Origin of the sequence: Nocardia sp. CWNU-33 (genome assembly GCF_046764895.1) — a bacterium.
In the GTDB taxonomy this organism is placed as follows: Bacteria; Actinomycetota; Actinomycetes; order Mycobacteriales; family Mycobacteriaceae; genus Nocardia.
On the sequence record NZ_JBKOQN010000059.1, the window covers coordinates 1 to 21,234 of the forward strand.

At 64.2% G+C, this 21,234-nt stretch carries 26 protein-coding genes; 16 read left to right on the forward strand and 10 right to left on the reverse strand.

Going from position 1 to position 21,234, the window contains the following annotated elements; all coding sequences use genetic code 11:
• Positions 1 to 335 precede the first annotated feature (335 nt).
• Complete coding sequence (locus ACLMAL_RS37630; protein WP_412003421.1) at positions 336 to 1,172, reverse strand: aminoglycoside phosphotransferase family protein; 837 nt, start codon at positions 1,170 to 1,172, stop codon at positions 336 to 338.
• Complete coding sequence (locus ACLMAL_RS37635; RefSeq protein ID WP_412003422.1) at positions 1,169 to 1,507, reverse strand: hypothetical protein; 339 nt, start codon at positions 1,505 to 1,507, stop codon at positions 1,169 to 1,171. Before ACLMAL_RS37635 ends, ACLMAL_RS37630 begins: the two co-directional genes overlap by 4 nt.
• A 536-nt stretch (positions 1,508 to 2,043) precedes the next feature.
• On the opposite strand from ACLMAL_RS37635, the gene ACLMAL_RS37640 reads away from it, so the two are divergent.
• Together ACLMAL_RS37640 and ACLMAL_RS37645 are read left to right on the forward strand one after the other, a co-directional pair.
• The gene (locus ACLMAL_RS37640) at positions 2,044 to 3,597 is read left to right on the forward strand and encodes an amino acid permease (protein ID WP_412003423.1); all 1,554 of its coding nucleotides are present in this window, start codon (positions 2,044 to 2,046) and stop codon (positions 3,595 to 3,597) included.
• A 258-nt stretch (positions 3,598 to 3,855) separates the two neighbouring features.
• Positions 3,856 to 4,383 carry an AAA family ATPase gene (locus tag ACLMAL_RS37645; protein WP_412003424.1) on the forward strand — a complete coding sequence of 176 codons (528 nt, stop codon included), beginning with the start codon at positions 3,856 to 3,858 and terminating at the stop codon, positions 4,381 to 4,383.
• A 45-nt stretch (positions 4,384 to 4,428) separates the two neighbouring features.
• Here the strand turns inward: ACLMAL_RS37645 and ACLMAL_RS37650 are convergent, their stop codons facing one another.
• A complete protein-coding gene (locus ACLMAL_RS37650) occupies positions 4,429 to 5,409 on the reverse strand; it encodes an FAD-dependent oxidoreductase (protein ID WP_412003425.1) in 981 nt (326 codons plus the stop codon).
• A 216-nt stretch (positions 5,410 to 5,625) separates the two neighbouring features.
• Here ACLMAL_RS37650 and ACLMAL_RS37655 point away from each other — a divergent pair, with 216 nt between their 5' ends.
• Entirely contained in the window at positions 5,626 to 5,865 is a 240-nt protein-coding gene (locus ACLMAL_RS37655; protein WP_412003426.1) for a CsbD family protein, read from the forward strand.
• 317 nt (positions 5,866 to 6,182) lie between these two features.
• Here ACLMAL_RS37655 and ACLMAL_RS37660 read toward each other — a convergent pair whose 3' ends face one another.
• Positions 6,183 to 6,638, reverse strand: coding sequence for a hypothetical protein (locus ACLMAL_RS37660; protein ID WP_412003427.1), 456 nt, complete (start codon positions 6,636 to 6,638; stop codon positions 6,183 to 6,185).
• Between the two features lie 246 nt (positions 6,639 to 6,884).
• On the opposite strand from ACLMAL_RS37660, the gene ACLMAL_RS37665 reads away from it, so the two are divergent.
• From ACLMAL_RS37665 to ACLMAL_RS37675, 3 genes are all read left to right on the forward strand, one after another.
• Positions 6,885 to 7,583 (forward strand): PAS and ANTAR domain-containing protein, encoded by a 699-nt coding sequence (locus ACLMAL_RS37665; protein WP_412003428.1) that lies wholly within the window; start codon positions 6,885 to 6,887, stop codon positions 7,581 to 7,583.
• 215 nt (positions 7,584 to 7,798) lie between these two features.
• Positions 7,799 to 8,227, forward strand: coding sequence for an anti-sigma factor (locus tag ACLMAL_RS37670; protein WP_328402010.1), 429 nt, complete (start codon positions 7,799 to 7,801; stop codon positions 8,225 to 8,227).
• A gap of 387 nt (positions 8,228 to 8,614) precedes the next feature.
• A complete protein-coding gene (locus ACLMAL_RS37675; protein WP_412003429.1) occupies positions 8,615 to 8,860 on the forward strand; it encodes a CsbD family protein in 246 nt (81 codons plus the stop codon).
• Positions 8,861 to 8,953: 93 nt separating this feature from the next.
• Here ACLMAL_RS37675 and ACLMAL_RS37680 read toward each other — a convergent pair whose 3' ends face one another.
• Positions 8,954 to 9,289 carry a hypothetical protein gene (locus ACLMAL_RS37680; RefSeq protein WP_412003430.1) on the reverse strand — a complete coding sequence of 112 codons (336 nt, stop codon included), beginning with the start codon at positions 9,287 to 9,289 and terminating at the stop codon, positions 8,954 to 8,956.
• Positions 9,290 to 9,315: 26 nt separating this feature from the next.
• Positions 9,316 to 9,645: a hypothetical protein gene (locus ACLMAL_RS37685; protein ID WP_412003431.1), complete on the reverse strand. Its 330-nt coding sequence runs from the start codon at positions 9,643 to 9,645 to the stop codon at positions 9,316 to 9,318.
• A gap of 115 nt (positions 9,646 to 9,760) precedes the next feature.
• Between ACLMAL_RS37685 and ACLMAL_RS37690 the strand changes: the two genes are divergently transcribed.
• The 10 genes from ACLMAL_RS37690 to thpD all read left to right on the forward strand — a co-directional run bounded on the left by ACLMAL_RS37690 (position 9,761) and on the right by thpD (position 17,400).
• On the forward strand, positions 9,761 to 10,267 hold the full coding sequence (locus ACLMAL_RS37690; RefSeq protein ID WP_412003432.1) for a DUF6328 family protein: 507 nt from the start codon (positions 9,761 to 9,763) through the stop codon (positions 10,265 to 10,267).
• A 45-nt stretch (positions 10,268 to 10,312) separates the two neighbouring features.
• Positions 10,313 to 10,717, forward strand: a complete 405-nt coding sequence (locus ACLMAL_RS37695; RefSeq protein WP_412003433.1) for an ATP-binding protein — start codon at positions 10,313 to 10,315, stop codon at positions 10,715 to 10,717.
• Complete coding sequence (locus ACLMAL_RS37700) at positions 10,707 to 11,492, forward strand: RNA polymerase sigma factor SigF (RefSeq protein WP_412003434.1); 786 nt, start codon at positions 10,707 to 10,709, stop codon at positions 11,490 to 11,492. The genes ACLMAL_RS37695 and ACLMAL_RS37700 overlap by 11 nt, the downstream gene beginning before the upstream one ends.
• Positions 11,493 to 11,628: 136 nt before the next feature.
• Positions 11,629 to 12,027, forward strand: coding sequence for a hypothetical protein (locus tag ACLMAL_RS37705; protein WP_412003435.1), 399 nt, complete (start codon positions 11,629 to 11,631; stop codon positions 12,025 to 12,027).
• Between the two features lie 246 nt (positions 12,028 to 12,273).
• A complete protein-coding gene (locus ACLMAL_RS37710; RefSeq protein ID WP_328401996.1) occupies positions 12,274 to 12,984 on the forward strand; it encodes a response regulator transcription factor in 711 nt (236 codons plus the stop codon).
• Positions 12,971 to 14,161 carry an ATP-binding protein gene (locus ACLMAL_RS37715; protein WP_412003436.1) on the forward strand — a complete coding sequence of 397 codons (1,191 nt, stop codon included), beginning with the start codon at positions 12,971 to 12,973 and terminating at the stop codon, positions 14,159 to 14,161. Before ACLMAL_RS37710 ends, ACLMAL_RS37715 begins: the two co-directional genes overlap by 14 nt.
• A gap of 95 nt (positions 14,162 to 14,256) precedes the next feature.
• A complete protein-coding gene (gene ectA, locus ACLMAL_RS37720; protein ID WP_412003437.1) occupies positions 14,257 to 14,844 on the forward strand; it encodes a diaminobutyrate acetyltransferase in 588 nt (195 codons plus the stop codon).
• Positions 14,841 to 16,103: a diaminobutyrate--2-oxoglutarate transaminase gene (ectB, locus tag ACLMAL_RS37725; RefSeq protein ID WP_328401990.1), complete on the forward strand. Its 1,263-nt coding sequence runs from the start codon at positions 14,841 to 14,843 to the stop codon at positions 16,101 to 16,103. The genes ectA and ectB overlap by 4 nt, the downstream gene beginning before the upstream one ends.
• A gap of 1 nt (position 16,104) precedes the next feature.
• Positions 16,105 to 16,500 carry an ectoine synthase gene (locus ACLMAL_RS37730; protein ID WP_412003438.1) on the forward strand — a complete coding sequence of 132 codons (396 nt, stop codon included), beginning with the start codon at positions 16,105 to 16,107 and terminating at the stop codon, positions 16,498 to 16,500.
• 12 nt (positions 16,501 to 16,512) lie between these two features.
• Positions 16,513 to 17,400: an ectoine hydroxylase gene (gene thpD / locus ACLMAL_RS37735; RefSeq protein WP_412003447.1), complete on the forward strand. Its 888-nt coding sequence runs from the start codon at positions 16,513 to 16,515 to the stop codon at positions 17,398 to 17,400.
• Between the two features lie 9 nt (positions 17,401 to 17,409).
• On the opposite strand, the gene ACLMAL_RS37740 is transcribed toward thpD, so the two are convergent.
• The 4 genes from ACLMAL_RS37740 to erm all read right to left on the reverse strand — a co-directional run bounded on the left by ACLMAL_RS37740 (position 17,410) and on the right by erm (position 21,004).
• Positions 17,410 to 18,627, reverse strand: coding sequence for a hypothetical protein (locus tag ACLMAL_RS37740; protein ID WP_412003439.1), 1,218 nt, complete (start codon positions 18,625 to 18,627; stop codon positions 17,410 to 17,412).
• Positions 18,627 to 18,848 (reverse strand): hypothetical protein, encoded by a 222-nt coding sequence (locus tag ACLMAL_RS37745; RefSeq protein WP_406230643.1) that lies wholly within the window; start codon positions 18,846 to 18,848, stop codon positions 18,627 to 18,629. The genes ACLMAL_RS37740 and ACLMAL_RS37745 overlap by 1 nt, the downstream gene beginning before the upstream one ends.
• A gap of 175 nt (positions 18,849 to 19,023) precedes the next feature.
• Positions 19,024 to 20,139, reverse strand: coding sequence for a hypothetical protein (locus ACLMAL_RS37750; RefSeq protein ID WP_412003448.1), 1,116 nt, complete (start codon positions 20,137 to 20,139; stop codon positions 19,024 to 19,026).
• A gap of 55 nt (positions 20,140 to 20,194) precedes the next feature.
• On the reverse strand, positions 20,195 to 21,004 hold the full coding sequence (erm, locus tag ACLMAL_RS37755; protein ID WP_412003440.1) for a 23S ribosomal RNA methyltransferase Erm: 810 nt from the start codon (positions 21,002 to 21,004) through the stop codon (positions 20,195 to 20,197).
• Positions 21,005 to 21,234 lie beyond the last annotated feature (230 nt).

Here is a 21,234-nt window from a genome sequence, read left to right on the forward strand (position 1 = left end):
GTGGTAGACCGGGCAGGATTGGGTGGGTATTTGCGACGGCGGCGTACTCAAGGATGGAACTCCATACAATTCGTGTGCACTGCGGGTGGGACGGATTCTGTGCCGAGGCGCAGCGCCGGGGAGCGCGGTTCCTGGTTCCGGCCGGAACCGCTCGATGGTATAGCGACACGTTCGATATCGAACGCCCATGCGTGGCAACATTGGTCCGACCAGCTAGATCGGCCGATAGCCGGTGTGTGGTGTGCGGTGAAACTTGTCGTCCCGACTCGATCGAGAGCAGCACCCGGCGGCGGCGGGTACTGCTCTGTCCGATGACCGAGTCGGGCGGCGGTTCGTCAGACGCCGAGGGCGCCCAGCGAATCGTGATCGTCCAGGGCGGTGGCGATTCGCTTCAACAACGTCAAACAGGTTTCGTCCGTTTGCATCTTGGGTTGATATGCCGCTCGGCCGATGGTGAATGCCCAGGCCGCGTAGGCGAACATGAACTGCTGCCGATAGGCCAGCCAGGCATCGTCGAAGGAGGGCGCTTTGCCGCCGACGCGTGCGAGCTCGTCGAGGTAGAGCTCGAGTAGTTCGCGGTCCCACGCGCGCCGGTCTTCGGGCTCGCATCCCGAGTTGACGGTATACGCGAAGTCATGGGCCCAGCCGCCGTGCATCACCACCTGCCAGTCGGCGAATCCCATGCGGCCGTCGCTGGTCACGTAGGTCTGTCCGATGTGTGGGTCGCCGTGCAGCAACGTCTGCGGCATATCGTTGGTCGCGATGTCGATCGCCCGCTCGACGCCGGCCCACAACCGTTCGCTCTGACCGTAGAGGGTCTCGGGTATCACCGCTTTGGCTCGCTCCATGCCGACCGCGCAGCGACCCTTCATATCGATCGAGGACCGGATGGCGGCGAGGAAATCATTGGGGTTCTTCAGAGTAGCGATCGACGGATGCTCCCAGAAGGTGCCGTGTAGTCGGGCGAGATTGCGGACCAGATCTTCGATCTGGTTCCGGGCGATCGGGGCGTTCGGCTCGATGAACACCGCGCCTCGAGTTGCGGCAACGTCTTCCATCAGCGCAATGGACCGCCACGACGACGAATCGAAGGCGCCCCAATAGCCGAGCGGGGCCTCCAGCTCGACCTGGGGGCGTAAGTCCATGAAGAAGCGGGTTTCGCCGTCGATCATCTTTCCGCCACCGAGCAACATCGCTGGCTGAAGGACGTGGTGGTCTTCGCGAACAGTTCGGTCGGCAGACCGGCCTGTGTGCCTGCTTCGTTGTATTCGACGCGAATCGCCGCCCGCGTGGACGTGCCGCTGCCGCCGTTGGTGGTGCTGAACGCGACGACCTCGGCATCGGCGACATCGCGACACAGAACAGCCGTCAGCCATTGGGCGGTGATCGCGGCACCTGAGGCGGAGACATCGTCGACGCTCCTGGCCTTCGGTCGGGTGATCTTCTCGCGCAGCACATAACCACCGACTGTGGCCACCCGACCGAGCAACCAGAGCTTGTGGTTCAATCGTTTGCCTCGATTCCGAAGTGTGACGAAAAATCCTGAGCAACTGTCCCGTTCACGAACACGTGCCGTAGGACAGTACCCGATGCGTTCGGATCGTGTTGTGCGACAACAATTTCGCTGATTGTGGCGTGATCGCGACGGCCGGTGGTTCTTTCGGGTGATTGGAAGCGCACGTGTCGAGCTCGGGGGACGGGGAGCGACTCGGCGATCTCGGGCCCGAACTGCCGAGGTGACCGCGATCCGAATGCTGCTCGAGCTTCGTTGTGTTGCTGACATAGCGGTGGAGCAGCGTCGGCGCATGGGTCGGACCGGTGTCATCCCAGGCCAAGGTACCGATCATTCCGTATCTAACGGCCCGATGACCAGCGGCGAGATTCGTCGAGTCGGGTCTTCGGGAAGGCGTTTGGGGAGCATCTCTGGGGGGAAAGAGGTTTTGAAGGCAGATTTACGGCATATTGTGGAATCCGTTGAATGGTCCGTTGACTAGCGGTACATTCGGGAGCGATCCGATTGTTCGGGGTGAAGGGCTTCCCACCATGACCACAGTTCGTTCCGGTGAAGACTCGCAAGCGACAGGTTCGTTGCGGACCGAAGACGTCGGCTACCGCCAGAGCCTCCGACCATGCCAAGTGCAGATGATCGCCATCGGCGGCGTTATCGGCACGGGTCTCTTCCTCGGCGCAGGAAGCCGCCTGGCGAATGCGGGCCCCGGTTTGTTCATCGTGTACGCGGTGTGCGGAATGTTTACTTTCTTCATTCTGCGTGCTCTCGGTGAATTGGTGATGCACCGCCCGTCATCGGGGTCGTTCGTGTCGTATGCGCGCGAGTTCTTCGGTGAGAAGTACGCATTCGGCATCGGCTGGATGTACTTCTTCCACTGGTGCATGACCGGAATTGTCGACATCACTGCCATAGCCACCTACTTCCATTACTGGCGAGCCTTCCAGGGTGTTCCGCAATGGGTGATCGCATTCGTCGCATTGATGCTGGTGCTGAGCATCAACATGGTGTCGGTGAGATGGTTCGGTGAGCTGGAGTTCTGGGTCGCGCTGGTGAAGGTCGTTGCGCTGGTGGCATTCCTGATGGCGGGAACGGTCTTTCTGGTCGGCCGGTTCCGGATTCAGGGCCAGGAAACCGGTGTCAGCGTGGTCGAGCACGGCGGTGGATTGTTTCCCACCGGCGTATTGCCGCTCGTTATGGTCACTACCGGTGTGGTTTTCGCCTATGCCGGGGTGGAACTGGTCGGGACGGCGGCGGGGGAGGCCAAGGACACGGCCAGGATAATGCCGCGCGCGATCAACTCGATCATCGCCCGAATAGCGGTGTTCTATGTGGGATCGTTGGTCCTGCTAGCCCTACTGCTGCCGTACACCAGTTTCAAGGCGGGTGAGAGCCCCTTCGTGACCTTCTTCTCCAAGCTCGGCCTCGGCGGTGCCGCGGCGCTGATGAATGTGGTGGTGCTGACAGCGGCGTTCTCCAGCCTCACCGCCGGCTTCTACGCGACCGGCCGGATCCTGCGGTCGATGTCGACTAATGGCAGCGCGCCGGCCATCATGTTCCGGATGTCGACCAGGGGCGTGCCCTTCGTCGGGATTCTGGCGACCGGTGCGATCGCACTGTTCGGGGTCGCACTCAACGCAGTCGTGCCGGAGAAAGCGTTCGAGATCGTGCTGAACGTGTCGGCCTTGGGCACCATCACATGCTGGTCGGTGATCGTGCTCAGCCAGCTGCAGCTGTGGCGCTGGTCGCGCACCGGCCGGGCCGTGCGCCCTACGTTCCGGCTGCCGGGGTCTCCATTCACCGGTATTGCCACACTTGTGTTCCTTGCCGGAGTTGTGACACTGATGGCGACGAACGATGACGAGGTCCAACGGTGGGCAGTGCTCACGACAGTGCTCGTCATGGTTCCGGCCCTCGTCGTCGGCTGGTTCGTGGCCCGGCGGAAGATGGCGAGCGTCGCGCGCCTCCGAATGGGATTCATCGCGCTGCTCCCGGCGGTCGCTGAGATGCGGTCGGTTGGCTACGAGGATCGCCGGCAGCGGAACGCAATTCCGCCCTCGACAGCTATCCCGGACCGGGAAATCAAGTGAAACCTACAGAGAGTATTACGAATTCGGGAAGGTTTGCGTGGCAGTCCGATCTTGACAGGCACAACCCCAGGCCGGCATCGAGTCGGTGGGCGCCGATACACGCCCGAGGTCGGTGATCGGGGACGGCTCGGAATACGTTGCGATCGTGCAGGTCTGCGCCATCTCGAACCGTTCTCTCATCGGCGGGGGCCGAATCCTGTTTCGGCTGGGTGGAGGGTGGTAGATCGGGCTGGACCACCGAACTGCAATCATGGCGGCATGGCATCCGCGGTATATCTGATCACCGGTATTCAGGCCGCCGGGAAGTCCACGATCGCGCAGGCGCTGGCCGAGCGGTTCCCACTCTCGGCACACGTGCGTGGCGACACGTTCCGGCGGTTCGTCGTCGGTGGGCGGGCGGAGATGAGTCCGCAACCGTCACAAGACGCGCTGGCGCAGCTGCGGCTGCGATACGGATTGGCCGCGGACACGGCCGACGCTTATGCGGCAGCGGGTTTCACCGCGATCGTCCAAGACGTCGTGCTCGGTGATGAGCTGCCGTGGTTTGTCGATCAGATCCGGACCAGGCCACTGTATGTCGTGGTGCTCGCACCACGGCCGGACATTGTCGCGGTGCGCGAGGCGGGGCGTGACAAGGTCGCCTACGGTGCCTTCACCGTCGAGGATCTGGACACGGGATTGCGTGCGACGACACCGCGCATCGGATTATGGCTGGACACTTCCGATCTGACGATCGAACAGTCCGTCGACCAGATCCTCGCTCGCGCCGAACCCGTGCTCGAATAGCCGTCAGCAACCTATGCGCCACACGCAGGCCGAAAGCGGCACCGCCTAGATCTTTTCGGGCAACACCGTCGTCGGCCCACCTCGAGGCGGGCCGGTGACCGGTACTGCGGCGGGCCCGGAGATCAGAGGGAGGGAGGCGGTTGCGGGGCCGTCGAGGAGAGTGCCGTCGGCGGTGAAGCGCGAGCCGTGGAGGGGGCAGTCCCAGGACTTTTCAGCGTCATTCCAGCGGACTATGCCGTAGAGGTGGGGACAGATGGCGGAGACTTCGGTGGTTTTGCCGTCGACAGTGCTGACGGCTGTGGGTTGGAGGCCGTGGCGTTCGACGTGGCCACAGCCTTCGGTGGGGATCGGGCCGTAGCCGGATCGGGCCACGCGTAGCCAACCGGTCGAAAGGCGCAGCGCGACGGCGCTGTTGGTTTGTGCCGCCGAAGGGATTGCTTTGAGTTCGGCGGGGCGCCAGCTGGCGAGGGCGCCGGACCACCGCGGCGGTTCGCCGTGTTCGGTGTCGATGACGAGATCGTCGTTGTCGCGGTGGTGAACGCCGTGGGCGATGGTGGATTCGAAGATCGGTGCGGCATGCGCCTCGACATCGGCGGCCAACGTCGCGAGCAACGCCATCGGGTCGAGCTGTGCCTGGTCGGCGAGCCCGACCGCACCGTGGAAGGGGAACGGTACGTCGAGATCGTCGACGGGATAGGTGTCGAGGCCTGCCGCCCGTGTGGCCTGGAGTTCGGCACGCACCGCGGGTATTTCGTACTCGTTCTGAGCGTAGGTGAGGGCATGCACCCGCTGGACGGGCAGCGCGTGTTCCTCGCAGTACCGCAGCAGCCACTGCTGTCCGGCGCGATTGGCTTCGACGTACTCGGTCACCGTTCGATCGGAATGCCGCGCGGCGATGCGCTGCGCGCGAGTTCCTTGGAGCAGACTGACCTTTCCAGTGGTTGCGCCGGTCGTGCCTGCCCCGAGGCGTCTACCCTCGACCACCGCCACCTCGACGCCGCTCTCGGCCAGCAGCAACGCGGTCACCAGACCGGTTAAGCCGCCGCCGTGACGGTGTCGAAGCGGAGTCCCGGCGTCAGCCGCAGTCGCGCCGGCACCTTGGCGTCGTTCAACCAGAGTGGCGTCATATTCCCGGCATAGCCGATATCGGTGCCGTGAAACGTTGCAATGCGTGTCGATTAGACCGGCCGACGCCGGGTATGCGGTCACTGTTGATCATCCAATTATTGGAGGTGAAATACCGTGCCCGAACACAAGAGCGGACCACACGAAGGTTTCGAAGGTGCCGTCGAGGGCGTGAAGGGCACTGCCAAGGAAGCGGCAGGAGCCGTTCTCGGCAATGACAATCTCCGGGACGAAGGCCGAGCCCAGCAGGAAAAGGCGGCATCGCTGCGTGACGCGGCGAAGAAGGAAGCCGAAGCCGAAAAGGCAAGGGCCGAGGCAGATCTGGCAGAGCTGCGGGAACGGACGCGACAGCAGTAACGCCCTGATCGACCGCGAGGTTGCCCGGTCTCACAACCGGGCAACCTCGTTCGTCCAGATGCCCAGCATGCGCTGCGTTGCACCATTCTTCCTCGGTGGCCTCGTGCACCGCGATCAGTCGCATGAGCTCTCGGATGGCAGCACTGTTCTCGGTGCCGGCCGACGACAGGATTTCCTCGATCAGCTCGGTCATTCGCTTGTGCTGTGCATGTAAGAGATTCACGACATTCTGTTGATGTCGGGTTGTCATGTCTTCACCTCCCTGTTTCGTACCAGGAGTCCGTGGCGCGCAATAACGGGGGTGACCGGCAGCCGGATCAGTTGAAACCCGCAAGCCCGGACGCGAGGTCCGGAATATCCAAGGCATCGAGCACCTGCTGGCGGACATCGGGGCAATGTTCGAGGGTGATCGTGTCGATGATCTTGCGGTTGGCGATGACGACGTCGTTGAGGCCGCCGTTGCGGGCTGCCCAATTGTGCACGGTGCCATTGAACGAAATCTTGCCGAGCACGGTGCCCTCATCGCGCCAGGTGCCGACCTCTGGTCGAATCATGTCGCAGAGCTGGGTGGCCGCCGCAGGGGTGATCTCGTCGGTATTGGGCGCACCCGAAGAACTCGAGGGCGCAGGAATCGAGATCGAGATGCTGTTCGTCGTCGCCGTCGCCGGCGCCAGATCGGGTTCGCCGTTGCCCGAGCATGCCGCGAGCTGAGCACCGGCGGTGAGTAGTCCGGCGGACAAGACGATCCGCACTGCAATACTGAGCCGATTCACTTCTCCTCCTCGATATCGGATGATGCCGATATGGTGGCGTCGCGTTCCGATTACCCGGAGAAGTACCGCTCAATCGGTGGCTGCTGTTGGGGGCGATCGAGCCTACGCGGTGACGTCTCCCGGTGCGTGCGGGCGCAGCCCGGTGGTAGGGACGATGCGCGCGGCATTGGATGCGTGACGCGCCGAGCGATAGTCGGAGAAGCCCATTCAGTCGCAGCCGCGAGGCGTGCGGAACATACTTGCTCTGTGACGGAGAGCGGTTTGTCCCCCGAAGGCGCGCATGCGCTCGATCGCGTGATCGGTGCAGGCACGCCGCAGAATGCCGGCTATTTCCACTTCCTGTTCGCCGACCAGAAGTGGGAATGGTCCGATGAGGTGGCACGCATGCACGGATATGTCTGCGGAGAGATAGAACCGACCACCGAGCTGCTGCTGTCCCACAAGCATCCCGACGACCGAGCACAGGTGGCCAGCGCGCTGGCCAAATCCGTTGAGACCGCCGAGCCGTTCTGCAGCAGCCACCGCATCGTCGATACCGAGGGCGATGTCCACCACGTGATCGTCGTCGCCGACCGCATGGTCGACGACAAGAACGAGGTGATCGGCACGTCGGGGTACTACATCGACGTCACGCACACCATCGAGGAACACCGCAGGGAGACCCTCGACGACACCCTGCCCGAGCTGTACGCGACGCGGGCAGTGATCGAACAGGCGAAGGGGGCGTTGATTCTGGTCTACGGCATCAGCGCCGAACAGGCATTCCGGGTGCTGAGCTGGCGTTCCCAGGAGACCAACACCAAACTGCGTGCCCTGGCCACCCAGCTGGTCGCCGATCTGCGGTCGATGGTGCACTCCACAACAGGACTTCGTACGGAGTTCGATCACCTGCTGCTGACTGTGCACACCCGGATCCCGCCGAGCGGATCGGCAGGCGGGCGCTGAGCAGCGTCATCCCACCACGACACCAATCAGGTTTCCGACAAGACCAGGGGTTTCGAGCGGCATGGACCGGGTAGCCGGTCCATGCGCGTGCCGCTGGCTATCCGTCGCACCCGTGATCGCCCGATAAGCAAGGATCGGCCGACAGGGCCCGGGCTGTCGTTTGGTGTCGAACGAAGCGACCCGCTCGGTGACGGCAAGAAAAGGTGGTGGTTGGCATGGCGAAACCGATTTCGCAAGCAGCGTTGGGAACGAGGGCCATCGGTATCCGGGTGCCCGCCGAGCTCGGGCAGCTGATCATGTTGCGCGCCCTCGCCGAAACCGTCGCGTTGATCGCGGATTTCGCGCTGGACGAGGTCGGCGACATCCGCCTCGCGCTCGACGAGGTGGCCACCTCGCTGATCCTGGACGCCGTGCCGGGCAGCACTCTCGACTGTGCATTCCGCTACGACGACAACCAGATGCGTGTCCATGTCGCTTCGGTGGGGGCCGCGCGACCAGCAGTCGGCGAAGACAGCTTCGGCTGGCACATCGTGCGAACGCTGACCGACTCCCTTACCACGACACAGGAGCACTACGACGAGACAGTGTCCGGGTATCCGACCGCTGTGGACTTCACCTGGGTGCGGAGTTCGGACAACCGCTGACACTGGTGACTGCCGCTCACTGAATGGGCGGTGGCGGTTCGGTTGGCCGCGGACCCGGCACCGGCGGTGGTTCCGGAACCGGCGGCGGCACCGGGTCGGGTGCGGGCGGAACCGGTTCTCCCGGCTCCGGTATCGGCGGCGGTGACCCTGGCTCCGGTAACGGATCGGGATCGGGAATGGGAGGTACCGTCGCGGATTCCATGGTGTGCTCCTCTGCGTTGTGTCATACCGTTCCGCCGAGGCGATACCCGTTGCCTTCATGCGCAAACCGCCGAGAGTTGTTGTGACCACGATTACTTTCGAAAATCGAGACTTCCGATTGATCTCATCGGTAGCGGGTATGCGGTGAGTGTCCACCTGATAACCGATATTTCGGAGGTAGATATCGTGTCCGAACACAACAGTGGTCCCCGCGAAGCTGTCGAAGGCACTGTCGAAGGTGTCAAGGGAAAGTTCAAGGAGGCCGCAGGAGCCGTTTTCGGAAACGACGACCTGCGGGACGAAGGAAAGGCTCAGCAGGACAAGGCGAAATCTCAGCGCGAAGCTGCGCAAAAGGAGGCCGCCGCCGAAAAGGAACGTGCCGAAGCCGCTTTGGACGAACAGCGTCAGCGCGCGTATCAACGCGGCCAGTAGTCGAGTCGGTCCTTCGTAGAAGATTCCATCGCTGAATACATAAAGGGTTGCCGGAGTTTCGTCCGGCAACCCTTTTGTTTCGACTGTATCAGCCTACTTGGGAACGAATATGCCCGTCAGATCGGCCTTCCTGATCGGCGTATCCGGATTGGCCTGGGCCCTACACATCAATTCGATGGACGCAATCGCGGCGTCGATCGCCCGGTCGTTCGTCGGTGCGGACTTGTCGCTGCGTTCCTGCTCGAGGAACTTGGTCACGGTGATGCGCTGCTTGTCTTTGTCCTGCGCGACGAACTCATTGCACGGTGTGTCACCACCCGCGTTGACTGCCTTCTTCGCCTCGTCGCAGCCGCTGGTGAACAGGGCGGCCGCGGCGGCGACCACAAACGCGGCGATCGCCATCCTGCTCGGTCGTTCGGTTGTTCTCATGTCGGATTCTCCTGACGAAATGGATATCAATGGCCGTGCGGTTCGCCGCGGACGAGCCCTTCCTGGTTCTCGACCCGCCGGTGTTCGGCGGTCACCAACACCGCACCTATTCCCAGACACAGGATGCACGCAATACCGTCGATAACCGCCCAGCCGGCAAATCCGTATCCCGCGGCGGTCAGGGTGAGCGCGAGCAAGGCGATTCCGATGCCGAAGAGAATGATTCCCGGCCAGTTGCGGGTATCTTCTATAGATTCACCGGCATGGGTTCTTGTGGTGCGTGAGTCGTCCGGAAAATCGTGTTCGGGCCGGTCGATGTCGTTGTTTCGGCTCGAATCGCTCGGTTCGCCGGGCATAATGTGTCCTTTCAGGTCGAACCGTCGAACAGGGGCATTCGTCCGAATACCCCGGAGCGGGGTGTGTATGCGCTGGGAACCTGGGTATGCGAACGGTAGAGCTAGGAAGCTGTTCGTGGCCGCACAAGATCACGCCTCGGATCGGAACCCTCGTGGGGAAACTGAGACTCAGCAGCTGGACCGGAATTGGAACACCCTGGTCCAGGAATTGCGTGTGGTCCAAACCGGCGTGCAGTTCCTCATTGGATCGCTGCTGATTTTGCCGTTCCAGGCCGGGTTTGCCACGCTGTCGCACCCGCTGCGGCTACTCTATCTCGCCACCGTTGCGGCCGCTGTCGCCGCGATGATTTTCCTTGTCGCACCGGTGTCCTGGCATCGGATTCTGTTCCGGCGGCACCGTTTGGGCAGTGTGGTCGCGGCGGCGCACCAGTGTGCGATGGTCGGTATCGCCCTGCTCGGTGCGTCGCTGATCGGTGCGTTGGTTTTGGTGGTCGACGTCGTCGAGGGCACCACCGAGGGTGCGATTGCGGGTGCGGTCGTAGCGGTCCTGTTCGCCGCGGCCTGGGGCGTCGCACCGTGGCGATGGCGAAAAGCGAGTAGCGAATACGGGTTTCGACCCTGAACCCTCGGGTACCTGTTCGAACGATCCCGGAAGGAGCGCGATTCGGTGGAGACGACAACGATCGGGATCCAGGTGCCTGCGCAATTGGAACAGCTGACGATGCTGCGCGCGCTCGCCGAAACCGTGGCGATGATTGCGGATTTCGCACTCGACGAAGTGACCGATATCCGGCTCGCGCTCGACGAGGTGGCCACTTCGCTGATCCTGGACGCGGTGCCGGGCTCGACCATCGACTGTGAGTTCAGCTATGACCAGACGCAGATGTTCGTACACGTCGCCTCGATCGCGGCGGCGGAAACAGTGGTGGCGCACGCGGGCTTCGGCTGGCATATTGTGCGCACCCTGACCGATTCCATCGCCGCGGTGCAGTCCCCGTTCGACAGCGTAGTCTCGGGATATCCGACCGCAGTCGACTTCAGCTGGGTACGAGGTGCCTCGGATGCCTGGTGAATCGAGATCGCCGGGCGACAGCTATGACAATATCGAGCCGCTCTTCGAGAAGGTCGCCGCGCTGGACTCCGAAGACCCGCGCCGGGAAGCGCTGCGGGACGAATTGATCGAGCGTTGCCTGCCCCTGGCGGAGCACATTGCCCGCAGGTTCGCCGGGCGCGGCGAGGCTTTCGACGATCTGCTGCAGGTGGCGCGGCTCGGACTGGTGCATGCGACCGATCGTTTCGACATCGATCGCGGATCGTCGTTCCTGGCCTTTGCGGTGCCGACGATCATGGGCGAGGTGCGCAGGCATTTCCGCGACAACACCTGGGCGGTACGAGTTCCGCGGCGGGTCAAGGAGATTCAGCTGACCATCGGACCTGCGGTCGAGGCCCTCGCGCAGCGACTCGGTCGAATTCCGAAGGCAAGGGAGATCGCCGCCGAACTCGAAGTGGACCTGGTGGAGGTCACCCAGGCGTTGATAGCGGGCAACGCCTATCAGTCGTCCTCGATCGACGCGCTGGCCGGTGACGACAACGACAATGCGCTGTTGCCGCTACTGGAAAGCCTCGGCGCCGAGGAGTCCTCCTACCACCTGGTGGAAGATTTCATGGCGGTGAAGCCGCTGATCGCAGAGCTGCCCGAGCGGGAGCGCCGGGTGCTGATCATGCGTTTCTTCGAGTCGAAGACCCAGAACCAGATCGCCGAGTATCTCGGCGTCTCCCAGATGCACGTGTCACGCATTCTGTCGCGCACGCTGAAGGTGCTGCGCGAACAGGCTTTGCGCGATTGAGCACAATTTCGGAATGCCTCCGAGTTGCCTTGCTCACGAAGGTATTTCGTCGTGCTGTGGCATCGGTTTGCCGGATGCGACCAAGGGGTACGCAGACAGTAGTCGGATTTCGATGCCTACAGCGCAGGAGGTCGTCATGAACTATCAGCGACGACCGGGCACCCGGAACGTGCACACCGCTCCGGATAGTTCACGGTTGCTGAAACAAGCGCAAGAAATCTCCTCTCCCACCGACCGGCCCGCGCGGCCGGGTCGCGCGCTGATCACTACCGATCACGAGGTCATTCGACGGTGGGCCGAGCGGCGTGGCGCGCGTCCTGCGACCATGCCGGGCAGTGCCTACAACGGGCACCTCGGTGTACTGCGCCTGGATTTCCCCGGGTACGGCGGTGCCGTCCTGCAGCCGGTGGATTGGGACGAATGGTTCGCCGACTTCGACGCCCGAGGTTTGAGCTTCCTGTATCAGGAGCAGTGGGCGGATGGATCGCTCAGTAATTTCAACCGGCTGGAGGGCGTGGATCGCGTGGTCGGATGACCCGTCCGAGTCGACGCATGATTGTGTCGGACATCACGCCCAGCTTGCGCCGCCGCCGCATACATGAGCAGGCTGGTGGCCGCTGTACACATCGTTGACCGAGAACCGCGACGTTTATCGAACGGTCGGTCCGGGTAATTGTGTGTTCGGCAAGTTGCTCGAAGTGCGGAAACTGTCGCGTCGGTATGGGGATGCGATTCTCCGCGTCGCGGCACGCTCCACGCGTGTCTGCAAAGGATGAGGGTCTTGAGCGCGAACCTGATGATCGTGGAAGATGACAATCGTGTGCGTGGTGCACTGCGGTTGGCCATGGAAGACGAGGGCTACGACGTCGCAGAGGCGGAGGAAGCCGAGGACGCGCTCATCCATCTGCGCAGCAATGGCGTCCCTGATGTGATGATCGTCGATCTGATGCTCGGCGGCATGGACGGCTTCGACTGCATCCGGGAGATCCGGCGCGAACACGACGTGCCGATCATCGTGGTCAGCGCGCGTGATGATACTCACGACGTCGTGGCGGCGCTGGAGGCCGGTGCGGACGATTTCGTCGCCAAGCCGTTCGAGATCAAAGAGATCACCGCCAGGATGCGGGCGCTGCGACGGCGCGCGCGGCTGTCCGCGGAGCGGGACACCCCGCAGGAAGTAGTGCTCGACGCGCACCCGGAAGCGCCCTTGGTCCTGGCCCCCGACGGCGGTGCGGTGCGCCGTGGCGACGAAGAGATCGGGTTGACGCTGACCGAGTTCCGGCTGTTGTGCGAACTCGCCGACACTCCCGGCCGAGTGCTGAGCCGTACCCTGCTCCTCGAAAGGGTATGGGACCGCGGCTTTTTCGGCGACGAGCGGATCGTCGACGTGCATATGCGCAGGTTGCGCACCAAGATCGAGCTGGATCCGTCCGACCCACGCATCGTGGTGACGGTGCGCGGGCTCGGTTACCGGCTAGATGTGCAGCGCTGATCGGGAGCAGTTCGCGCCCGAGCGCTGGGAGCACGCTGCTGACCGGCAGCACTCCGCCGGTGAACGGTGGCACTCTGCGGCGGAATCCAGGCGCGCATTCGGATTCGATCCGGAGCGCTGGAGCCTGCGCACCCGGGTAGTGGCGGCGTTCGCCGCGATTACCGCGCTGATGTCCCTGGTACTGGTGATTTCGGTCTTCGCCATCAGCCGCAGCTACCTGGAGGCACAGCGGCCGCAGACACAGGGCTACGCGGCCGGCGATCTGCAGTCCGATCTGGAGTTGCTGCGCAATGTTCTGATCGGCTGTGCGCTGGTCGCCACCCTGATCGGTGCCGCGGTCGGCTGGTGGGCCAGCAAGCGGGTACTCACCCCCCTGCAGCAGGTCTCCAAGACCGCCGCTCGGATTGCGGCCGGTGATCTCACCACCCGGCTGCCCGAGACCCGTGACCCGGATCTGGCCACGACTGTCGGGTCGTTCAACACCATGGTCGACTCGCTGCAGCGGCGGATCGAACGTGAACATCGCCTGGTCGGCGATGTCAGCCACGAATTGCGCACCCCGCTGACCACCCTGATGGCAGGCGTCGACGTGCTCAATCGGCACAGTGGCGAGTTCCCGGAGCGTCCGCGCCGGGCGCTGGGGTTGGTCACCGACGAGGTCGATCACCTGCGCAGGCTGCTCGACGATCTGCTGGCCTTGGCCCGCGCCGAGGCGGGTATGCACCGCGGCGACGCCGATCCGTTATCGGTGCGCGAGCTGCTGACCCACACACTGACCGGCAGCAGGCACGCACCGGAGCTGCTGACCGTAGTCGAGGACGTGACCGTGCGCGGCCGCAAACTCGAGCTGGAACGAGCCCTGGTGAATCTGCTGGCGAATGCCGACCGGCACGGCGGCGGCGTTGTGGCGGTGACCGTGGGCCGCGAGGGCGGCGACGCGGTGATCACCGTCGACGACGCAGGGCCCGGTGTGCCCGCGGCGGATCGTGGTCGTATCTTCGAGCGCTTCGTGACCATGCGGTCGGGTCGCAGTTCGGCGACTGGCACCGGCATCGGTCTGGCATTGGTCGCCGAAACGATGTCCGCGCATCGCGGTCGGGTCGAGTGCCTTGACCGGCCGGGCGGTGGTGCCCGGTTCGCCCTCCGGTTGCCCGGCCTCGCCGGCGAGTCTCTGTGACCTTTTCGTAACACGACCGTAAACAACTCGACCGGATCACCTCAAAGTTGATTCGTAAGCCTGGATAAGTACTGCAGACCCAACCTGGGAGATGTATGTCACTGCCAACACTGTCCACCGCAACAATCGATCGACCACATGCTGAGTCACCCTCGGCCGCAGCGAGTTCCGCGCCGGGAGCGCGTGTTGTGCTGCGCGCGCCGCGGGTCGGCGACGCGGCCGACATCTGGCGGATCGCGAAGAATTCCCATGTGCTGGACACCAATTCCAGCTATGCCTACCTGCTCTGGTGCCGGGACTTCCCCGGCACCTCGGTGGTCGCCGAAGTGGGCGGCCGGGTCGTGGGTTTCGTGATCGGCTATGTCCGTCCGCAGGCGCCATACACGGTGTTCGTCTGGCAGGTGGCGGTCGAGCGGGCCCAGCAGGGGCGCGGCATCGGTGCCGCGCTGCTCGACAAGTTGCTCGACACCGTCGCCGAAGCTGGAGTTTCGGTGCTGGAAACGACCATCGCACCGGACAACCCCGGATCCATCGCCATGTTCACGGCGGTGGCACGCCGCCGCGATGGGCGAATCACCAAGCGCCCCTTGTTCGAACCGGGAGTCTTCCCGGACAGCCACGCCGCAGAAGATCTCTATCGAATCGCCCCGACCGCCCGTACCACGCAGGAGGATCGCCGATGATTACCGCTGAAACAACCATTTTCGAAGAACTCGAATCGAATGTTCGTGGATATTGCCGAGCATGGCCCACGGTATTCACCACCGCTAAAGGATCCTGGCTGCGCGACGAGGACGGCAAGGACTACCTCGATTTCTTTGCGGGCGCGGGCGCGCTGAACTACGGCCACAACAATCCGGTGCTCAAGCAGCCGCTGCTGGATTACATCGCGAGCGACGGCATCACGCACGGACTGGACATGTCGACGGTGGCCAAGCGGCGGCTGCTGGAGACGTTGCGCGACACCGTCCTCGCGCCGCGCGGCCTGGACTACAAGGTTCAATTCCCCGGCCCGACGGGTGCCAATGCGGTCGAGGCAGCGCTGAAGCTCGCGCGCAAGATCACCGGCCGCAAGACCATCCTCAGCTTCACCAACGCCTTCCACGGCATGACGCTCGGCGCATTGTCGGTGACCGGCAACGCCGCCAAGCGTGCGGGTGCGGGCGTGCCGTTGGTGCACGCGACGCCGATGCCCTACGACGGCTATTTCGACGGCACCACCGCTGATTTCCAGTGGATGGAGCGCGTGCTCGACGACACGTCGTCCGGCTTCGATCGCCCGGCCGCGGTGATTGTGGAGACCGTGCAGGGCGAGGGCGGCGTCAATGTGGCACGCCCGGAATGGCTGCGCCACCTGGCCGGCTTGTGCGCCGCCCGGGAGATCCTGCTGATCGTCGACGACGTGCAGATGGGCTGCGGGCGGACCGGGCCGTTCTTCTCCTTCGAGGTCGCAGGCATCACTCCGGACATCGTGACGCTGTCGAAGTCGATCGGCGGCTACGGGTTGCCGATGGCGCTGGTGCTGTTCAAGCCGGAACTCGACCAGTGGGCGCCGGGTGAGCACAACGGCACCTTCCGCGGCAACAACCCGGCCTTTGTCACGGCACAGGTGGCGCTGGAACACTTCTGGTCCGACGGCGCACTGCAGGTCTCGACCGAGACCAAGGGCCAACGGATCGAGCAGGTGCTCGGCAGGCTGGCTGCGGAGATCCCCGGCGTCTCGCTGCGCGGGCGTGGGCTGGTGCAGGGCGTAGTGTTCGACGACCCGTCCCAGGCGAGCAAGGTCTGCCAGGTCGCCTTCGAGCGCGGGCTGCTGGTGGAAACCTCCGGTTCCATGGACGAGGTAGTGAAGTTGCTGCCCCCGTTGACCATCAGCGACGAGGAACTCGACCTCGGCCTCGATCTGCTGAGCACGGCCATCGACACCATCGGGGGTCGCTGAGATGATCGTACGAACCACCGCGGCCATCACCGGTACCGAACGCGATGTCGCGGGGACGGGTTGGCGCAGCAAGCGCATCGTCCTCGGCGGTGACGGCGTCGGTTTCTCCTTCCATGAGACCACCATCGACGCGGGTACCGAGCACGAATTCCATTACCGCTATCACGTGGAAGCCGTGTGGCTGATCGAGGGGGAGGGGACGCTCATCGATCTGGACAACGACGTCACCTACGAACTCGAACCCGGCTCGATGTACCTGCTCGACGAGCACGAGCGCCACCGGCTGCACGCGCGCACCGAGATGCGGATGATGTGCGTCTTCAACCCGCCGGTGACCGGGCAGGAAGTCCACGACAGCAACGGCGTCTACCCGCTTGTCGCTGCCAACGCGGTGTGAAAGGAATCTGTAATAGTGTTGGCGCACACTGACACTCGCATCATTGATCGCTACCCGACCCGGCTCGGCGGGCCTGCGCCGCACCTGGATCGCCCTGATCCGACGGTATGGGGCCGGATCGAGCACCAGGAACTGGCGAGCTTCGACGCCGACGGGTTCGCGATCCTCGACGCGATACTGACTCCCGGTGAGGTGGCCGATTTCAGCGCCGAAATCGACCGCCTCGCCGGAGATCTGGCGCTGTACGGCGACGACCGTGTCATCGTGGAGAAGTCGTCGAACCGGGTGCGCTCGATCTTCGAGGTGCATCGGCTCAGTGCGGCGGTGGCCGAGCTCGTGCGCGAGTCACGAGTCGCCGGATTGGCCAGGCAGGTACTGGGTTCGGAGGTCTATCTGCATCAGAGCCGAGTCAACTACATGCCGGGTTTCCGCGGCGCCGGCTTCTACTGGCATTCGGATTTCGAAACCTGGCACGCGGAGGACGGGATGCCCGTGCCGCGCGCGGTGAGCCTGTCGATCGCGCTCACCAACAATTATTCGATCAACGGCAGCCTCATGATGATGCCCGGCTCGCACCGTACCTTCGTGCCCTGTACCGGGAGTACGCCCGCCGAGCACTACCGGGAGTCGTTGCAGGAACAGGAGATCGGCGTGCCGAGCCGGGCCGATGTGGCGGCACTGGCCAACCGGTGCGGGATCGCCCAGTTCACCGGCGCCGCCGGATCGGCGCTGCTGTTCGACTCCAATGTCATGCACGGGTCGTCGAACAACATCACCCCGTTCCCGCGTTCGAACATCTTCCTGGTATTCAACAGCGTGGAGAACACTCTGGTGGAACCGTTTGCCGCGCCCGTGCGGCGGCCCGGCTACATCGGCAGCCGGGACTACACGCCGGTCTAGGCACCGGCCTTAGCTGTCGAGCGCGCCGGTGAGGGTGGCCAGTTCGGTGTCGAGCGCCAGGTCGCTGACTCGGCGTTCGAGTTTCTCGCGGTCGGCGGCGGGCAGCTTCGACCACACCGCACCGATGTGCGTCTGAGTGCGGATCTCCGCCGCGGCCAGCACTCGCAGCAGCGTCGGCCACAGGTGTGCCGTCGTTGCGACGACGGGCAGCGCCGCGAGGGTGGGTTCGGTCAGTTCGGTGAAATGCCGTGCGACTCGGCGTTGTACATCGGGCGTGGCGCGCTCCACCAGGTTCAGCAGTCCGCGCCAGAGTGCGGCCTCGGCACGCTCGTCGAGCCCGGCAACCAGCGATGCCATCGCCGCTGCGTCGGCCGTCAACGGGTTGGCGGCCAGGCTGTCCAGCGCTGCCGGGCTGAAATGCCCGATGAACGTCAGGATGTCGGGCACCGCGCCCGCCTCGATGGCGGAGTTGGCGAAGTTGGTGATCGCCCCGGTCGAACCGATGTCGAACAGGATGTCGCTGACCGCGGCGATCACGTCCTCGTCGCAGCGGGCGAACGTCGAGAGCGCGGCCAATCGCAGATCGATCTCGCCGGCGAGCACGGTGGCGACGATGCGCGGAATCCGTTGGGCGGGTCCGGTGAGCAGTTCTCGCACTATGGCACTGACGTTTGCGCCGGAGAACGCGTACGCGGCCGACCGGATGAGCGCCTCGTCATCGTGCACGCCCTGCTCGACGGCTCGGATCAATTCCGGTGTCGCGTAGGCGAGCAACGGCCCCGCGGTGATGTAGTCGCCACGACGCAACAGCTCGTTGGTGATTCGGATGACCGGGCCGGGAGGAGCGACGTCGGCGAGTTGTCCGACGCTGCGCGGATCCATGAAGGGCGCGCAGTCCGCCGCATAGCAGACATCCAACATGCCGACTGCCTCGGCGGCCTTCTTCGGATGGTCGACCCCGACCGCGCCCGCCGCCCGGCCCGCCATCGTCGGCGGCACGACTCGCGTCACCAGCGGCAGCGAGATGCGCAGCGGCACGATCGGAACCAGCGCGCTGAGTCGCTCGAAGATCGCGTTGTTCTGATCGAAAATTATGCCTGCCATGCGTTCTTGTAGATCGTGCAGTTGCTCCGCGCCGAGCTTCTCGAGGTGTGCAAGGCTCTCGGCCTGCACGTGCAAAGTTCTGGCCAGCAGATTGATCTGGGCCTTGGTTACCAAGTCCGTCATCAGCCCAGTGCATTCCCGAACATGATCTTCTTGGCCGCGGTGCGCAATGGCCACGGCAGCGCGCCGACCACCTTGTCCACCGCTTCGGTCAATCCCTCGGTCTCGATCCGCTGTGCCGTACGGAACATCGTCAACAGCTCCGTGGTCTCCTGGTCGGAGAGTAGATCGAGGGCCGAAAGCGGCCCACCCAGTTCGCGTTCGAGGTCGGTTCTCGAGCTCATTCGTGTCTCCCCATGTTCGGCCGCGCGGACATGACTGTCCGGGCGGCGTTCTCGATCACATTGTGCAGGCTTCGGCCGGATGTCGGGAGGGTTCGTCTGAGACAGACTTACTGGCAATCCATCAGTAACGTGTCGGGGGTTGACTTACGCACTTTGATTCAGCCGAGCTGGCAGATCAACCGCGCGAGACGATGCGCTGTAGCGCCGCGAGATCCTGCTCGAGCATGTGGAACAGCCAGTAGACGCCGACGAAGGCCAAGGTGCTGGCGACGCACAACACACGCAAGGCGATGATCACTGCGGGAAGGTCCTGCGGCGGAATGAAAGTTGCGCCCGCGACACCGAGCAGCGGAACGGCGGCCGCGACGACGAGGAAATAGGTGCTGGCTCGGTCCAATTGTTCCAGCTGGCGCGCGTCCTGGGCGCCGAGCCCGCCGTGCGGAAGGAACATCGGGTACAGGCTGCGCACGGCATAGAAGGTGACCAGGAAGTACGGGTAGGCCATGGCGATGGCGCCGCAGACGATCTGGGTGATAAAGAAATGTACGTACGCCTCAGCGCTGAGCTGATTGCCCGACAGCTGCACGGAGACCGGCACGACGATCCCCGAAAGAGCCCATAAAGCGAAGCAGGTCTGCACATGCACGATGTAGTCGTGATCCAGCTGCGCCAAGGTCTGCGGCTCGGCGCTCTTGTCCTGCGAAATCTTGACTGCGACCAGGCGCTGCATCGTTCGCTGCCGAGCCAGGAACACCCTGGCGAATGCGCCGCGCCCCAGGCCGCCCATCAGGTCGAAGTCGTCGATCTTCTGACCGACCTCGATATCGTCGAGGTTCGCAGGCTCGGCTGCCCCGGCCACGAGCGTACTGCGATAGTCGTCGGTGGCCAGCATTTCGGAAAGCTGGTCGGCCTGTTCGGGATACGCGGCCGTGTATTCGGCGACCTCCACCGAACTGCCTGCCCGCCTGCGGACGTGGAACTCCTCGTAGATCAGATCCGGCGGCAACGGCCAGGTGCCCAACTCCGGCAGATCCTCGACATACTGCGACAGCCGCTTCGGCTCGGCCCCTCGCATCCACCGGTTGGCGAGATCGACCTTGATCAACTCGATCAGCGACACCCGGCGGATGGCGGGGGAGTCCGGAAGGTACGCGGGCAGGTCCGGTGGCGTGTCCGAGGCCCGCCACGCCTCGGCGAAGCGCTCGACGACCTCGGCGACCCCACGTGAAATATTCGGCGATCGGTCCGGGGTGACCGTCGCCCCCGATACCGGCGGAGCGGGGTGCGCCATCTGCGCGTCGTATCGCCGCTGCGCCACATCGGCGGACTGTTGAGCCGGGAAGTTGCTACCTCAGCGCCTGGTAAACGGCGAGCCAACTGTCCGGCGGTACGAATCCCACCGGCAGATCGGCGGCTATCCCGGCGTGTGCGCACGCCGTGCGCACACGCTTGTTCGGGAAGGCGCGCCGGAGGGACGAGGCAAAGGAACCACCGGCACCGGCGAAGCCGAGCTCGACCATGCGACGGTAATCGGCCATCGCTTCCGGCGTGAGCAGCGGTTGCTGCCGCCTGACGAGCCGCAGCACCGCCGCGTCGACGCCGGGGACGGGTCGGAACTTCCGGCGATCGACAGTGGCCCCCAATTCGATTGTCGCAGTTGGCCAATGGGTGACGGTGAGCTTCGTCCACCGCCCATAGTCGCCGGAATGCTTGCGTGCGAATTCGCGTTGGGTCAGCAATGTCGCGGAGCTCAGCCGCTGCGCAGACAGACACCAGCGGACGATGTCGGTGCTACTGGCGAACGGGATATTCGCAACCACCGTGAACGGCTCGGACGGCGTGCGCATTTCGCGGAAGTCGGCGTGGACGCAACGGATGCGGCCGTTGCCCGCATACCTGGTGCGCAGGCGGTCCGCATAGTGGCGGTCCTTCTCGTAGGCGAGCACCCGACCGGCGCTGCCCAGTAGTTGCCGAGTCAGCATCCCGTCGCCGGGACCTATTTCTACGACCAAATCGGTGGGCCCGACACGTGCGGACGCCACGAGCATGCGTGCGGTGTCGACATCGGTGAGGAAGTTCTGCGACAGCCGTTTGCGGGTGCTGCTGGACCGGGTGTGCGTGTCGCGGGCACGCGCAAGAGAACGGGTGCGGGACATGGGTGTCCTCCGAACGGAGTGGTCGAATCAGGATGGTGTGATTCGCCCGGACCCATGCCAGGTCACAGTGCAGTGCCGGTCGCTATCGACCGTGCGGGAGGGCCCCGATCAGAGGTGACGGGGAACCCGAGCAGTGCGATGCGCAGGCAGGGCCCAGGCCTCCGCGCGCAGCCGCATGTAGTGCACGCCGGCCGCGCACGCTCCGTTCATGCCAAGTGTTCCCATGTCGG